This is a genomic window from Parabacteroides caecihominis, assembly GCF_023656785.1.
GTDB classification, from domain to species: Bacteria; Bacteroidota; Bacteroidia; order Bacteroidales; family Tannerellaceae; genus Parabacteroides; species Parabacteroides segnis.
On record NZ_JAMOKS010000025.1, the window covers coordinates 36,195 to 50,801 of the forward strand.

The 14,607-nt window shown below is 46.3% G+C and carries 9 protein-coding genes; 2 read left to right on the top strand and 7 right to left on the bottom strand.

The annotated features are described in order from the left end of the window. Nucleotides 1-49: 49 nt before the first annotated feature. A complete protein-coding gene (locus NBH14_RS19325) occupies nt 50-1,312 on the top strand; it encodes a Gfo/Idh/MocA family protein (RefSeq protein ID WP_186959241.1) in 1,263 nt (420 codons plus the stop codon). Nucleotides 1,313-1,315: 3 nt separating this feature from the next. Here the strand turns inward: NBH14_RS19325 and NBH14_RS19330 are convergent, their stop codons facing one another. Together NBH14_RS19330 and NBH14_RS19335 are read right to left on the bottom strand one after the other, a co-directional pair. Continuing rightward, on the bottom strand, nt 1,316-1,996 hold the full coding sequence (locus tag NBH14_RS19330) for a response regulator transcription factor (RefSeq protein WP_186959240.1): 681 nt from the start codon (nt 1,994-1,996) through the stop codon (nt 1,316-1,318). Nucleotides 1,997-2,005: 9 nt separating this feature from the next. After that, on the bottom strand, nt 2,006-3,478 hold the full coding sequence (locus NBH14_RS19335) for a sensor histidine kinase (protein WP_186959239.1): 1,473 nt from the start codon (nt 3,476-3,478) through the stop codon (nt 2,006-2,008). 152 nt (nt 3,479-3,630) lie between these two features. Here NBH14_RS19335 and NBH14_RS19340 point away from each other — a divergent pair, with 152 nt between their 5' ends. Further along, nucleotides 3,631-5,772, top strand: a complete 2,142-nt coding sequence (locus tag NBH14_RS19340; RefSeq protein WP_186959238.1) for an outer membrane beta-barrel family protein — start codon at nt 3,631-3,633, stop codon at nt 5,770-5,772. 47 nt (nt 5,773-5,819) lie between these two features. On the opposite strand, the gene NBH14_RS19345 is transcribed toward NBH14_RS19340, so the two are convergent. The 5 genes from NBH14_RS19345 to NBH14_RS19365 all read right to left on the bottom strand — a co-directional run bounded on the left by NBH14_RS19345 (nt 5,820) and on the right by NBH14_RS19365 (nt 14,591). Then, nucleotides 5,820-7,544, bottom strand: coding sequence for an endo-alpha-N-acetylgalactosaminidase family protein (locus tag NBH14_RS19345; RefSeq protein WP_186959237.1), 1,725 nt, complete (start codon nt 7,542-7,544; stop codon nt 5,820-5,822). Between the two features lie 14 nt (nt 7,545-7,558). Further along, entirely contained in the window at nt 7,559-10,588 is a 3,030-nt protein-coding gene (locus NBH14_RS19350; protein WP_186959236.1) for a glycoside hydrolase domain-containing protein, read from the bottom strand. A 20-nt stretch (nt 10,589-10,608) separates the two neighbouring features. Continuing rightward, on the bottom strand, nt 10,609-12,114 hold the full coding sequence (locus NBH14_RS19355) for an endo-alpha-N-acetylgalactosaminidase family protein (protein WP_250817713.1): 1,506 nt from the start codon (nt 12,112-12,114) through the stop codon (nt 10,609-10,611). A gap of 98 nt (nt 12,115-12,212) precedes the next feature. Beyond that, a complete protein-coding gene (locus tag NBH14_RS19360; protein ID WP_007658170.1) occupies nt 12,213-12,701 on the bottom strand; it encodes a DUF5018-related domain-containing protein in 489 nt (162 codons plus the stop codon). Nucleotides 12,702-12,731: 30 nt separating this feature from the next. Then, nucleotides 12,732-14,591 carry a RagB/SusD family nutrient uptake outer membrane protein gene (locus NBH14_RS19365; RefSeq protein WP_186959234.1) on the bottom strand — a complete coding sequence of 620 codons (1,860 nt, stop codon included), beginning with the start codon at nt 14,589-14,591 and terminating at the stop codon, nt 12,732-12,734. Nucleotides 14,592-14,607: the final 16 nt, after the last annotated feature.

Below are 14,607 nucleotides of genomic sequence, written 5' to 3' on the forward strand. Positions count from 1 at the left end.
AGATTTTATCCTATATTTGGGGAATATTTACTTATAATCATCTTAGACCATGAACACAGAGAAGACCACTCCCGTAACAGCCATCGTGCTGGGAGCCAGCGGAAGAGGAAAATTGTACGGCGATTATTCACTGGAACACCCGGAAGATTTGCAAATCACCGGCATTGCCGAGTTGGTGGAACTGCGCCGCAACATATATGGCGACAAATACCATGTACCCGAAGAAAACCGAGTCGCCACCTGGGAAGAAATGCTCAGCCGTCCCAAGTTTGCCGATACCGTCATTATCGCTACCCCCGACCATCTGCATTATGCCCCCTGTATGAAAGCGCTCGACCTGGGATATGATATCCTCCTTGAAAAACCGATCGCACAGACAGACGAAGAATGCCGTCGCCTGGTAGCCTATGCCAAAGAAAAAGGAAAGATCGTCGGCCTGACGCATGTGCTCCGTTACTCGCCTTATTTCGGAATGCTGAAAGAGATGGTGAGCAGCAAAGCGATCGGCGACCTGGTCAGCATCCAGCATTTCGAACCGATAGAACATGTACATATGAGCCATTCGTATGTGCGCGGAAGCTGGCGCAACGCAGAAGCGAGTACGCCATTGGTCCTTGCCAAATCGAGTCACGACCTGGATATCCTCCACTGGATCATCGGCAAGCCTTGTAAGAAAGTGGTAGCCTTCGGTGACCTGGCGCATTTTAAGGCGGAAAACGCTCCCGAAGGTGCTCCGGCCCGTTGTACCGACGGCTGTCCGGCAGAAGCGACCTGCCCTTTCTCCGCCCTGAAAATCTACTACCGCGACCGCACCTGGCTATACGTATTCGACCTGCCGGAGGACCCGGACAAACAGGGCGACGTCATCCTCGAAAACCTAAAAACAGGACCGTACGGCAAATGCGTCTACCATTGCGAGAACAACCAGCCCGATCATTATATGATGCTGATGGAATTTGAAGGCGGCGTAACGGTCAACTTCTCGATAGAGGCTTTCACATCGTATGGCGGCCGCCGTACCCGCATCATGGGGACGCGTGGCGACATCGTCGGCGACATGGAAGAGTTCACCCATACCGACTTCGCCACCGGCGTTTCAAAAACATACAATGCCAATGCCGAAGACGCCCTCAACTACGAAGGCGTAGGCCACGGTGGCGGTGATGCCGGTATGATCCGCGACTGGATCGAAGCCATCCGCCGCCAGGATGCCAGCCTGATGAGCACACCACTCGACGAGTCGCTGGAAAGCCATCTGATAGCCTTTGCGGCAGAAAGGAGCAGGAAAGAAGGGAAAGTGATAAGCCTTTAAAAGTTACAGCCGCCCGCCAATCAGCTTATATCCGATCCCCCGTACATTTAATATTTTGATACGGGGATCTTTCTCTAATTTATGGCGTAGTTTGGTGATAAATACATGCAGGCTGCGGGTATTGTAAAAGCTGTCGTTACCCCAGAGTTGCAGCAGGATATCCTTCGTGTCGACCGGCAAAGTTCCGCTCTCGCAAAGAAGCCGCAACAACTCCGACTCCCTGAATGACAGTTCGATCTCCTCACCGCCGATCTGCAAAGTCTGGGTAGAGGGGTAAAAGGTGTAAAGTCCCAGTTCGTGGTAAATAACGGCTACCGGTTCAGACAGGCTTTTCACTGTCAAAGCCTTCACCCGGGCAATCAGTTCACGGAGGCTGAAAGGCTTCCGCAGGTAATCGTTCGCCCCAAGCCCGAAACCGAATACGATATCGTCCACTGAAGAACGGGCACTCAGAAACAGTACGGGCACCTCCTTATCCATCCGGCGAATGCGGCGTACCATCTCGAAGCCGTCCACCTCCGGCATCATCACGTCGGCAATGATCAATGCGGGATGCTCCCTGAAATACTGTTCGAGCCCTTCCAGGCCGTCGCGGGCAATAGCTACTTCGTAACCTTCCTCTTCCAGGGCATCTTTTACAATCATTGCCAGAGAGACTTCGTCTTCTACTAATAGTATGTTCATAATCTCAGGTTATTGAGGTAATGTAATTATAAAACAGGTGCCTTTACCGGGTTCGCATTCCACTGTGACGCTCCCACCATGTTTCTCCACCATAGTCTTCACATAGAACAGTCCGATGCCATACCCTTTCACCGATGACTGACGGACAGAGGGTATGCGGTAGAACTTATCAAAAATATGGCGGCGGTATTCTTCGGGGATGCCAGGACCATTGTCCTGTACCCGTATCTGTGTCTTTCCCTCCGTCGCCACCGCCCGTATCGTTATTTCCGGTTCTTTATCCGCATATTTGATAGCATTATCCACCAGGTTGCTGATGATGCTGTACAAATGGATACGGTCTGCCTTCAGCGTGATTTCCTCCGGCTGATACTCTGTCCGAATGCGGAAAGAGCGGGACGATTTTATCTTCTGTTGCTCCACGAGCCTGGCTATCAAATCATTCAAAGACAGTTTTTCTATCACCAGACGGATATCTTTCCGTTTCTCTAAACTGAGCGAAAGGATTTGTTCCACCATCCCGCCCAGGCGTTCCAGTTCCTCATGGCAAAGGTGCAGATATTTATCAGCCTTTTCTCTATTATCCAGCAGGTTATAATGGATAATAGATTCAATGGCGGCATACAAAATGGCGATCGGTGTTTTCAGTTCGTGAGTAACATTATGCGTGAAATCATCTTTCAACTGCTCCACCGTCTTCTGATGGAATAGAAACCAAATCATATAGGCAAACGATAAAACAAGAATCAGCAGGATCAGGAAAGAAGAAACCAGAATCCCCGTCATACCAGCCAGCGAAGCCATGCGGGTGGATTCCACATAGACATAGAAAGCTCTTGGAGTAAAAGTAGTGTATTTCCAGGTATACAGGTGATAGCGTGACAAATCTTCTCCTTCGGGGACGGAAGTGGCAATGACCGTGCTGTCGGTAAGCAGACGTATCTCCGTGAAATGGCGGAGGTCCAGGTTCTTTTCCCGTAGATTAGCTGCCAGCAGGCTATCGAACTTTGCTATATTAACAGGAGAGATCGTGTCGATGATTTCATGAAGGCTACGCTGCATCTGTAAACCTAGCTCCCCCAATGACTTGAAATCGTCGCCCACTTTGACGGAGTAGCTTTGCAGGACTTTCTTCATATCCTCATCTACTCCGCTTGCATAAGAGAGAGCAGCCTTCTTCTCAATGATGCTGACCGGTTGAATGACCGAATCTTTATCTGAAAAACGGGTAGTCAGGGCAACACCTCCCCGATCATCGGCCTGCGATATCGTTACCCGTTGCTTATTCGTCTTTTTGCTGATAAAGTCAGCACGACTAAACAGTTCGACATGGTCGGCATTGCGGATAGCCTGCGTAATGTACTCCCTGTTCTGCTGTTGCAGGGAATGGTATAATCCGTTTATCCAGAACAACTGGTAGACGAAGATTCCCGACAAAGACAGAATAACCAAGAGAATGATATACTTGAACGATGATTTCATGCAAACAAATATAAGGAATCTCCGCCATGCAGCTTCCCGCTTTAAATCAAAATAACACAGTTTTCGCCGAATGTTATTTAGTCTTACCAAATGAAAGCCTTTTTTGGTAATCACTGGCGTCCTTCCTACCTTTCGTATAAAAACAAAAGGCCATGAAAAGAATCTATTACTTATTACCGATAGCCGGCTTACTCTCGCTTCCCACACAAATGCTGGCACAAAAACAGACTGGTAGCGAAACCATCCTGGTCAACGACAGCATCACACTGAACCTGCCGGAAGTATTCGTCAAAGCGGAACGGCCGCTGGTAAAGGTGGCCGACGGAAAACTGCAATACGACATTCCCAACCTGATGAAAAGCAAACCGGTGGATAATGCGTTCGATATATTGGGGGAACTGCCGGGAGTGGGCAAGAGCGGCGACAATATCTCCCTGCTCGGTACCTCGGAAACCACCATCATCATCAACGGCCGGAAAAGTTCGATGACACCGGAACAGTTGGCCGACATGTTAAAAGCGACTCCTTCGTCCAAGGTAAAAAAGATAGAAGTGATGTACAGCACTCCACCCCAATACGGTGTGAGGGGGGCATCGATCAATGTAGTTATTGAGAACGACCGGAGCCTGGCGGATATCCTGAAAGGAGAAATATCGCTGACAGGAAAACAGGCCTGGTATTTTTCTCCTACAGCACTGATGAATCTGTCCTATACCGGAAAGAAGTATGCCGCCGACCTCTCCTACTCGGCCAATTACCGCCACGGACGTTCGACAGAAGATATGCACGCAGAACCGACCGTGAACGGTACAAAATACGATATTCTGCAAAAGAACTGGTCGGAAAACAAAGGCATCTCCCATAACCTGCGGGGTGCCTTCGAATATGATTTCAGCAATAAAGACAAGCTGTCGGCCTCCTATATAGGAAAATATGTACAAGACAAGCCAGTATCCCTGAGGGGCGGACAGACAGATTTCAAGGGTATCGAAACCGTTAATACGGCCAGCCGGACTACAGGTCCTTCGTTTCTGCATAGCACACGAATCGACTACAACGGACATAAGAACCTGAATGCAGGCATCGACTACACCTTCTACAAAGATAAATCTTTGCAGGACCTGGTTAATAATTTTGAAGACAACAATGACCAGGACAGACGCAACGAGAGCAAGCAAAAATCACAGCGAGCTAATATATATATCAACCACTTCGTTGTCGTAGGAGAAGGATGGAAGATTTCTTACGGGGCAGAAGCCTCCTTATCGGGGACGACCAATGAGGCTTCCGCCCTTCTGAATAATGAAAAGGAAAGCGAAGGGACCTTCTATATGAAGCAAAAAGAACATTCGGTGGGTATATTCGGCGGTTTCTCCCATTCGTTCGGAAAGAAATTCACGCTGAATGCTTCGCTGGCTGTCCGTTATTACAAGGCTTCAGTTGATTCTGCCGGAAAGAAGAGTACGTTATGGGATCAGGCAGACTTGTTTCCGTCGCTTTCCGCCGTTTACCGGATCGACCGTTCGAATATGTTACAGTTCTCTTTGTCGAGTAACAGAAAATATCCCTCCTATTGGGCAACAACTCCCAATACCTATTATATGAATATCTACAGCGTGATAAAAGGTAATCCGCAGTTGAAACCGGAACTGAACTATTCGATGCAACTGACATATGTCATAAAGAATAAATATGTACTGGGTGCTTTCGCTAACTTCCAACCCGACAAGATACAGCAGATATCGTATCAGCAACCCGACCGTCTGCAATCGGTCTTCCATTCCATCAACCTGGATACGCATACGATGTACGGACTGATGGCTGTTGTCCCTTTTCGTGCCGGCGAAGTGCTCAGTTCGCGGCTGACGCTGATGGGGTTCAGCATCCACGACAAAGGCACACTGGTTGATATCAGCTTCGACAGAAAGAAGTTGTTCGGGCGGGCAATGCTGACAAATACGATCTTTCTGACACGCGACAAGAACCTTTCGCTCGACATCAGCGGCGATTACAGTTCACCGGCGATCCAGGGCATTTACGATATCGACCCCCTGTATAGCCTCGATGCCGCACTGGTATGGACACTCCCCAAAAAGCAACTCCGCCTGACGCTCAAAGGTTCTGACCTGCTAAACAGCCAGAAACCTCTCACCCATATCGACGAACAAGGACAGAAGAGCCGTATGGAGTTGTTCCAGGATATACGCTCTATCTCCCTGACACTCCGTTACAGCTTCGGCGGCTACAAAGAGAAAAAGGTGAAATCCGTAGATACTTCGCGGTTCGGAACTTAATAATCAGACAACAGGATTTTGATACAGCTCCTATCCAAGCAATTTCCTTATAACAGTTGCTGTCCTGCCGGAACAATCGAAACCGCTTCCTCTTTCTCCAACGTCAGCATAAGAAGGCCATTCTTCACCGGCACTGCGGATTGTTTCAATGTCGAACCATTCATAGTTATGGAATATATATCCACAGAGCTGACTTTTTCCCAACCTTCCGGCATTCGCCAGCTGCGGTTATCGTAGCCTTCTGCGGAATAGGCGATGATCTCGTTTTCATTCCAAAGAGCTGGAACAAATAGATTATCGTTCTCACGCAGGATAAAATCACCTTTGCAGATGATCTTCTTTCCATCTTCCACACGGGCTACAACACCATCACTGTAATACAATGCGTCATCGATAAAAGCAACACGTTCAAGACGACTCAGATAATACCAAGGCAACGTCATCGTACAGAACTGAGACAGGAAACCGGGAAGATTATCCTTGTCTTTCTGAAAAATCTCCTCACCTTGCATACTGGAACCGAAACGAAAATCACCTTGTCCGTCCCGATGTGTCCGTCCCCTTGCCGATAACCGTTCGGGGACTTCCATCTGGAAGTTTATATCCGCCGGAAACCACCACGACATAGGTTGCAAACCGACAAAACCTTCTCCCGCCGGATGAGCCCAGAAAATACCTTCACCGGTAACATCGAACCCTTTTTCACGCCAGTACTTAAATATCTTCCGCTGTGTTACTACCTCTTTATACATATCGATACCTCCGTTCTCCGGTTTGGCATGCCAAGGACTTAACGGACGGTTTTCCGGTTGCCAGTAAGCCATAAAAGCGTCGATATGAATGGTATGGCCTTCCTTTAGTTCGGGAACCATCTCGATCAGGTTGTCGATACGGGTTTTGGCGAAGCCTTTCTCCCACTCTTTCGTATAGCTCAGATGATAAGCTTTATGTCCTTTGACATATTCCCAAATGGATTTCAGGTTTCCATTGACATCACGTGCAATAATATCATTTTTGATATAAGTATCCCAAAGAGGACTTTCCTCAAAAGCATCGACCATATTGATGTGCAGACTGATAGTCGTATTATAAGCACGTGCTTCACGGATCAGCCAACGGAGACTTTCGAGAGCTGTAGCATCTTCTTCGCGTTTCAGCTTAGGGTTGACGATGCTCCAGTCGGGATAAAGATGATCGTGACCGCCGCGTTGCCAACCGACCAGATAAATAATTTTAGGAATGCCGCGTGTCAGGTGATCTACCCGTTTTACGACGTCCAATGCTTCTGCGAACGTACAGAGACGGGACGGGTCTTTATGCTGAAAGATCACATTATTCGGATCGGGTTCATTCAGTTCACCATCATACCCCATAAAAAGTTTCAATACCAGCGTCTGATGATAGTCGCGGTAATAAGGGGTCACGACCACTTTCTTTTTAGCCGAATAAGTAGTTCCGTCTTTCTGATAAACAGCCGTAACTTCTGCCAATCCGCCATCTTTCGGAATCAACTGGTCACCGGACAATGCAGCAACCTCGACATTCCCACTGGCATTGACGGTGCGGACGGATAAGGCTACATCAGACAATGGAATATCCCATGTATTACCTTTCGAATCACAACCGATAATACGGATCGTTCCCCGTTCACCCGGATTACGCACCGGATTAAGAGTCTCTTTATCCAACTGAATCTCTATTCGCTCCAGTGCCCTCTGATCGCTACATGACAAAAAGAAAAAGATTGTTAGAATATAATAGAATATTTTCATGATAATAAGTCCTTTTATTTAATAATAATCAACCATCCTCGCTTTGGATCAACCGGGATCGATTCATCCGGAGTAAATTCACGAGCTTCCTGAAAATCTGTAATTGCTGGGGCAACCATACGGACAGAAGAAGGGTTCAGACCCAATTGTTTCCAGTCGATAGTCAATTTCACCTGTTTCTTATCACCGGAATAATTACCAAGCGATAATAAAGTCTTCCCCTCATTGACATAGGCCGTAACCTTCACCTCTTTATCGGAAGAGGTTACTGCCGGCTTTTCTTCCCAGAAACCGATCATTTTTGCATCCATGATTCCGAAATCATCCCACAATTGCCAAATATACCGCGGATCACAGGAAACTCCTTCCGTCACCCAAGGTTGGCGAACCGTCATGCCATATTGCATACCCAGCCATTTATTACCACCGCCATGCAACATATCTCCCATCAGGCCGAACGGAATACCGGAAACTTCCACCAGCCAGTTAGCAGGCGACATCTCATCGTACATGAAACTTTCACCGAACCAAACTTTATCCACATACGGGAAATACTCCGCATATTGAGTGGCCGGACCACGCGAGAACCCGGTATTCGAATGCAGGTCGATAATGCACCCCGGCTTCACATCATCCATCGCATGACGCATACGTTTCAGCATATCACGACCGAAAGCGACATCATCCAGGTAAAGACCGTCGATATCGACATGTTTTACCATCCAGGCCAACCCTTCTATATAATAATTGTACCAACGGGAATCTCCGGTAGCTGTCAGGACAGAAGCATCGGCTGCAATCCCCAAATGTTGGTCATCGAGATGCTGATACCATTGAGGGGTATAATCCGTTACATAATGCTCCCGGCACCAGGGGAAACCACCCCCTCTGCCACCTTGCAGGATTTCATCTCCCAAACTGCGCAACGCCCATATCTCCGGGACGACATTCGTCAGTTCACGGATAGTATAGTAAATCTTAACCTTACAACCTTTGCCATGCCATTCGTTCACAAAGTCTTTCATCCTGGCCGCTGTGATAAACGGATAGTTGATGAACGGATTCAATTCATTAGCATGATGGACATTGATAATCTTGATGCCGGCTTTTAAATTCTCTTCAGTCGGTGTCGGAGCTCCGCCATTGTGGTAATAACGGTCGGCAAACTGACTGTGAGCATTCAGTTTTTTGACAGGAGTTATCAGCAACGCAAAATCGAATGTCAGATTCTCTCCGGCGTTGAGCGTACGTTCTCCACTGTAAGCAGTAGCAAGTGTACGACTTCCGTTGCGCTGAATACGGAAACCGCCTTTACCGTTATTGTACCAGCTTTCGGGATAAGCAGGTCGATACAGATTCAAAAGCGGTCCGGTATAACTGGCTCCGCGCAATTCACAATGGATACCGGCTTTCTCGGAACCGCACCAGAAACTGTCGAAAGGCCATAGCCAGGAGGTACTTTTGGAAGTAGGAATAGAAACGGCATAATCATGAACCGTCTTTCCTTTTGTCTCCCAACCGCCCGAATAGGTAGCCGGCGTTTCCTGCCCCGGTAACCCCAATCCCATAAAATAAGGGGAGGCTTCACTTTTCAGCGGTATTTCCAGACGGATATCCTTAACCAGCAACTCTTTTTTGGGTTCTATAGAATAAATATAATTAATCCAACCGTCAAACTCCATTGTTGCATGACAAGTCAACGCAAGGTCGTCATCTTCAGCTTTCCAGCTACCGGAAACTTTACCTTCCGACAAGCCGGTTTGCTCAATTGTCCCGTTCAACTTCTTTTCACCCGAAGACGTTTGAATGATAAAGCGTACCGGAGAAGCCAGCAACTCATGCCCCCAGGAATCGATCGAAGAAGGTAAAGCTGTCTGCATATCGATACCGACAGTACGTCCCAGACAAGAAATACGATTATCATCCAAAGACAAATCAGTATAGCCGCTTGTCGGTTTATCCGTAATACCCAGCGTAGAATTGAGCCATCGCAAACGGCTATGACGCCAAAGTTCGTTATCTCCCCGGTCGGCCAATGGCTTACCGCTTACTTTCAGTTCTATATTTACCGGAACGGAATATCCCGTTTCATCAGAAACAGCAATCACCCCTTTATAGGTGCCGGAGGGTTGGTTCTCTTCCAAATCAATGCCGAACCAAAGTGGCTGAACAGCATCAGAAGAAACACCCACTATCTTCGTAAAGGGTTTTCCTGCCGGATTCACGCCTTCCAGATTGAAGCAGGTTATTGCTTTCGCCGGGATTATATGGTTACCACTTTTCAAACCTTCCGTTTTATACGTGATACTTTTCAAATCATCCTTACCATTCCATACCCCCAACTGGAAAGTATAATATTCGTTTGGCATCGCTGTAGCCTTGAATGTAGAATGGTCGTTTGTCTGAAACCATTTATACGGCACCTGGGATTTCATTCGTATCGGGAAAGCCCGGTCTTCAGGAAAAACCAGAAAGCGACCGGGATGGGCTTTTCGATAATCATTCTTTTCCTTTGCAGAAGCAATAATCTCCATCGGATAAAAACTGTCGAAATCCGTACGCGATTCCACCCGGACAATCTTTGCTTCCGGCAACTGACCAGCTGAAGCAGAAGTCTCAACCCATTGCCGGTCGGGAGCATCTTCCTTGGGATAATATCCCCGGTTATAATTTCCATATCCGGGTTGTACCTGGTAAGGCAAATAATAAAAATAGTAAGTGCCTTTCGTTTTAACCGGGCCAAAAATCAGTTTGCATTGTTCGTTGTCGACCGCTATCCGTTTAATATTGGAAATCGTATCACCCGTTACGGCATTCACGACCAGAAAACGACGGTTATCGACTTCTTTATCCGGACGTCTCCAATCGAAAGAAAGCATAACAGCTTCCGCCGGTTCATCGACAGTCAATACAGCCCTATGATTACCTAAGGCTTCACTCCACGGACTCTCGGCAACGCCATAAGGATATGGTGCCTGAGAGGATGTTTTCGCGCAGGATAATCCAACCCAGGTTAATAGTACAAAAAATAATATACGTTTCATGAAGTTAGAATTTAAGTGTATTACAATTCAGATTTGTATTGTCCGGTAGACGGAAAGATAGAGACCGCTTCATCCGGCTCAAGAGAAAAACGAATATATCCGTCTTCACACGCAATACTGGTTTTATAGAAAATACCGGAAGAAGTAATCTTATAAATATCTACACTATGCACATCCGACCAGTCAGTAGGCAATTGCCAGACCTTACTTTCGTATCCTTTTACGGAATAAGCCATATATTCACGGCCGGCACGCCACAGGACCGGCATAAAAAGATCGTCTTTATCTCTCAGCAACCGTTTATGGTGAGTAATCGTCGAATCTTTCAGGGATACGATCAGGTTGTCGTTATAATAAGCCATGCGGTTTTCTCCTTTTCCGGTCAGCTTTTCCCGTTTATAACGGTTCAGGTAAACATAAGGAAGTGTTCCGGTATAAAACTGGTAACGGTATTTATCGATCCAGTTGGCTATAGGCAAAGAGCCATTGTCTATCTCTCCGAAACAGTCCTCTCCCCGGCCGCTCATACCGAACAGGAAACCCAGTTGGAGCTGTTCTTTGGTCAGGTCGGGAAATTGTTTGGCAAAGAGATACGAAGCCCCTCCTGTGGTAAGGTAAGCCGGATATTTCATATAATCGTCCTCAGTTGCTTCAAACCACAGATACCAGGGAGTCAAGCCGATAAACAGGTCCTTTCCTTCCCGCAAGCGGTTAAAACTTTCGTGGGTGACATCAATACCCCTACTTCTGAAATACCGGAATATTCTTCGCTGATAGTTTTCTTCTTCCGCCCACGAGATCTTTTCATAAGGATTGTCACGCACAAAGAAAGCATCTATCATAATCGATCCGGCTTCCTGAATAAAAGGCAATAGTTCCAACAAAGCATCAATCCTCTTTACTGCATAGCCGCTCTCCCACTCGTTCTTATAACAGACCTGATAGGCTTTACGGTTATTCCAAACTCCAATCTGCATCGGTGTTCCATCCGTATTCCGGGAAATAAAACCTTTGGACAGATATTCTTCCCAAAGGGGACTGTCTTCATATGCATCCGTCATATTCACATGGACGCTAATATAAGTATTGTATTTCCTCGCTTCTTTCGCCAGCCACAACAATGATTCACGTCCGGTAGCATCGCATTCCCTTTTCAAGTGATTATTCACTTCAAACCAGGCAGGATACTTATCGTCATGCCCGTTATATTGCCATCCGACCAGATACAATGTCTTCGGAAGTCCTCTCGTTACAGCATCCATCTGTTTAACCAAAGACAAGACCTGCTCGAAAGTATAACAAATAACCGGATCGCCTTTTTCATCCGGATAAGACAACATGATCTTCATTACTTGCATCTGATGGTACGGATGCATATAAGGTTGTTCGGGACGCATCGTTTTCGTCCAGTCGTATTTCTCTCCGGTGATATTCCGCCAGGATTCGTTCGAAATTCCCTGGGGAAATAATGAATGGTTAACGAACAAACATACAAAACACAATAACCAAAAATGAGTTTTCATCATCTTCTTCATTTTACATTAGTACATTATAGAAAAGGCTGTCCGATCTATATGGAGACACGGACAGCCTCAGGATTTCAGATCTAAGGGTATAAATATAGTTACTTATTTAAAGCAGTAACTTGAATTGTCCAATCTTTTTTCGTACCATTAGCAGCTGTCACCACATATCTGCGTGTAGTAGAAAAATCACCGGGAGTACCTAATGTCGGAGCTCCGTCCTGCGGTGCTATAACCGCAGCTGTAGAAAGATTGAATTTCCCCACAAGATTAGTCAGTGCTACCGTATTGCGAATCGCTTCGGTAAAAGGACCGTCGGCCGCAGGAACCGTAACCGTACAAGTGATCGTTCCGGCTTCCGTATTGATTACCTTATCACCGACCGTCAATGTAACGACTTTTACAATCGGCTCACCGTTGATCCATTCATCGGTCGGATCTTTATAGCGGAAGTCAAACTTCACATCGGTGATGTTCGCTTCCTCGAATGCAGGTAGATCCTCCAAATTGCCTTTCAGACATGAAGAGCATACTAAAACAAGCATTAACAACAGACTATTCTTCACCAGTTTTATCATATTCTTTTTCATACTTCATTTATATTAATGATTAATCATCTATTACCAACCCGGATTCTGGGGACCTAAATTAGCATTACGGTCGATCTGTCCCTGTGGGATAGGAAGCAGATAGCGACGGTCTTCACGGAATTCACGAATATCATTGTCACCGTGGGTCACTTTACCGACATAGAATGATTTACGATCATTTGTAATCTCTACATAAGTAGGTATTTCCGTAAATCCGGCAATCTTACCACCCGGTGCTACGCCGTTATTGGCATATCCTCCGTGTTTACCCCAGCGTAACAGAGTCCAGTAATAATCGTTCTCCATCGGCAGTTCGCAACGGCGTTCCTGTTTATAGAAGTTCCAGGCTTCCTGCAAATTATTAACCTGTTTAGCCGGTAATTTACCATGAACAGTACGAGTCTGGTTACAGATAGCTACAGCATCGGCATAGTTACCCTCTCCCATTCCTGCCAACCACAAGATCGCTTCAGCTTTGTTCAACAGGACGCGACCGTAACGGGTTACCACAAAATGATAATCGGTCGGGGTTCCGGCCAAAACACGAGGTTCTACATTATATACACCTTTACGCCAGAAATAATTAGTTAATCCCATATGAGGACCTAAGCCACCGTTTACCTTACGCCACAAGTTACCATTCACGGTTAAATGAATATCTTCATTCCACCAGGTCGTCCCATCATACACGAAAGTATCATAAAAACGGGCATCACGGTTACTATACATAATCTCGTTGATAGGCTTATCTCCTTTCGTATTTCCATAAAACAATACTTCTGCCTTTTCCTGATCGATCGCCCAATCAGGGGCCGAACCCTGGACAAGCGTTACATTGTTCTTAAACTGAGTCGATTCGCTCCAAACCACACCTTGTCCGGTCGCCTCATCGATCACTTCGTAACCGTCTACTAAATTTTGTGTAGGGGCCCACCATAACCAACCGATAAAAGGTTGTCCGCCATTTGTCTGGAACAACGGACCGCAGCCATTCTTTACCAGGTTATCATTATTGGTATTGGGCATCACATTCTGTAGCGGTGCTATGGCATCCGTATTCGTATTTGCCTTATCTCGATAGATAGCAAAAATGATCTCACTGGAATAAGGATCTTTTTCATTGAAGATATTCCCGTAATTACTTCCTAAAGAAGCACCTTCCACAGCATCAGCCGCAGCAATGGATGCTTTCAGCCATTCTTTCTTTTTTGCAACATCTGTTTCGTAAGCGGCTGCCTGTAGAGCTATTTCCGATTTAAAGGCATAAGCCATATTACGAGACAATTCCCCTGCTTTTACAGAAGTAGGTAAATCAGGAATGGCAGCATCCAAATCGTTCAATATATAAGTATAACTTTCAGTTGTTGTTTTTGTAGTAGGCATCATCATTCCATTACTGGCCGTATCAGCCGGAGCCAACACACGATCGACCCATACAAAACGCCCCATCGTACGGGCCTGACGATAATAAAGTAATGCACGCAATAACTTGCCTTTCGCTATCAGGTCTTTAGAATCTGCATCCGAAAGACCTTGCCCCGTATATTCAGCTGCTTTCTCGATAATCAGATTACAGCGACGAATATTCCCGAAATCCCCTAATCCTCCATCATCGCTGTACCGGTCTATCTGTTCACGAACGAAGCCTATTCCACCGTTAGAATGAACAGCATTACCTGTACGTTCTTCCCAAGTAGTCTGGTTTCCGTTCACATAGCCATACATCACATTACTTATCGTTCCGATAACAAAAGCATCAGCTGTAGATTTAGATCCCCACACGGTTGCTTCATCATACGTTTCAAAGGGTTGAGTATCCAACACATTACAAGAAGCAACTCCCAGTAAAAGTGACAAGGATGCCAATGATACTATATTCTTTAGTTTCATAAGTCTATTCTTTATT

Bases quoted from the DNA above. Each gene is read 5' to 3' on its own strand.
- NBH14_RS19350 (WP_186959236.1), bottom strand. From the start codon at position 10,588: ATGAAACGTATATTATTTTTTGTACTATTAACCTGGGTTGGATTATCC.
- NBH14_RS19330 (WP_186959240.1), bottom strand. From the start codon at position 1,996: ATGAACATACTATTAGTAGAAGACGAAGTCTCTCTGGCAATGATTGTA.
- NBH14_RS19335 (WP_186959239.1), bottom strand. From the start codon at position 3,478: ATGAAATCATCGTTCAAGTATATCATTCTCTTGGTTATTCTGTCTTTG.
- NBH14_RS19365 (WP_186959234.1), bottom strand. From the start codon at position 14,591: ATGAAACTAAAGAATATAGTATCATTGGCATCCTTGTCACTTTTACTG.
- NBH14_RS19325 (WP_186959241.1), top strand. From the start codon at position 50: ATGAACACAGAGAAGACCACTCCCGTAACAGCCATCGTGCTGGGAGCC.
- NBH14_RS19340 (WP_186959238.1), top strand. From the start codon at position 3,631: ATGAAAAGAATCTATTACTTATTACCGATAGCCGGCTTACTCTCGCTT.
- NBH14_RS19345 (WP_186959237.1), bottom strand. From the start codon at position 7,544: ATGAAAATATTCTATTATATTCTAACAATCTTTTTCTTTTTGTCATGT.
- NBH14_RS19360 (WP_007658170.1), bottom strand. From the start codon at position 12,701: ATGAAAAAGAATATGATAAAACTGGTGAAGAATAGTCTGTTGTTAATG.
- NBH14_RS19355 (WP_250817713.1), bottom strand. From the start codon at position 12,114: ATGATGAAAACTCATTTTTGGTTATTGTGTTTTGTATGTTTGTTCGTT.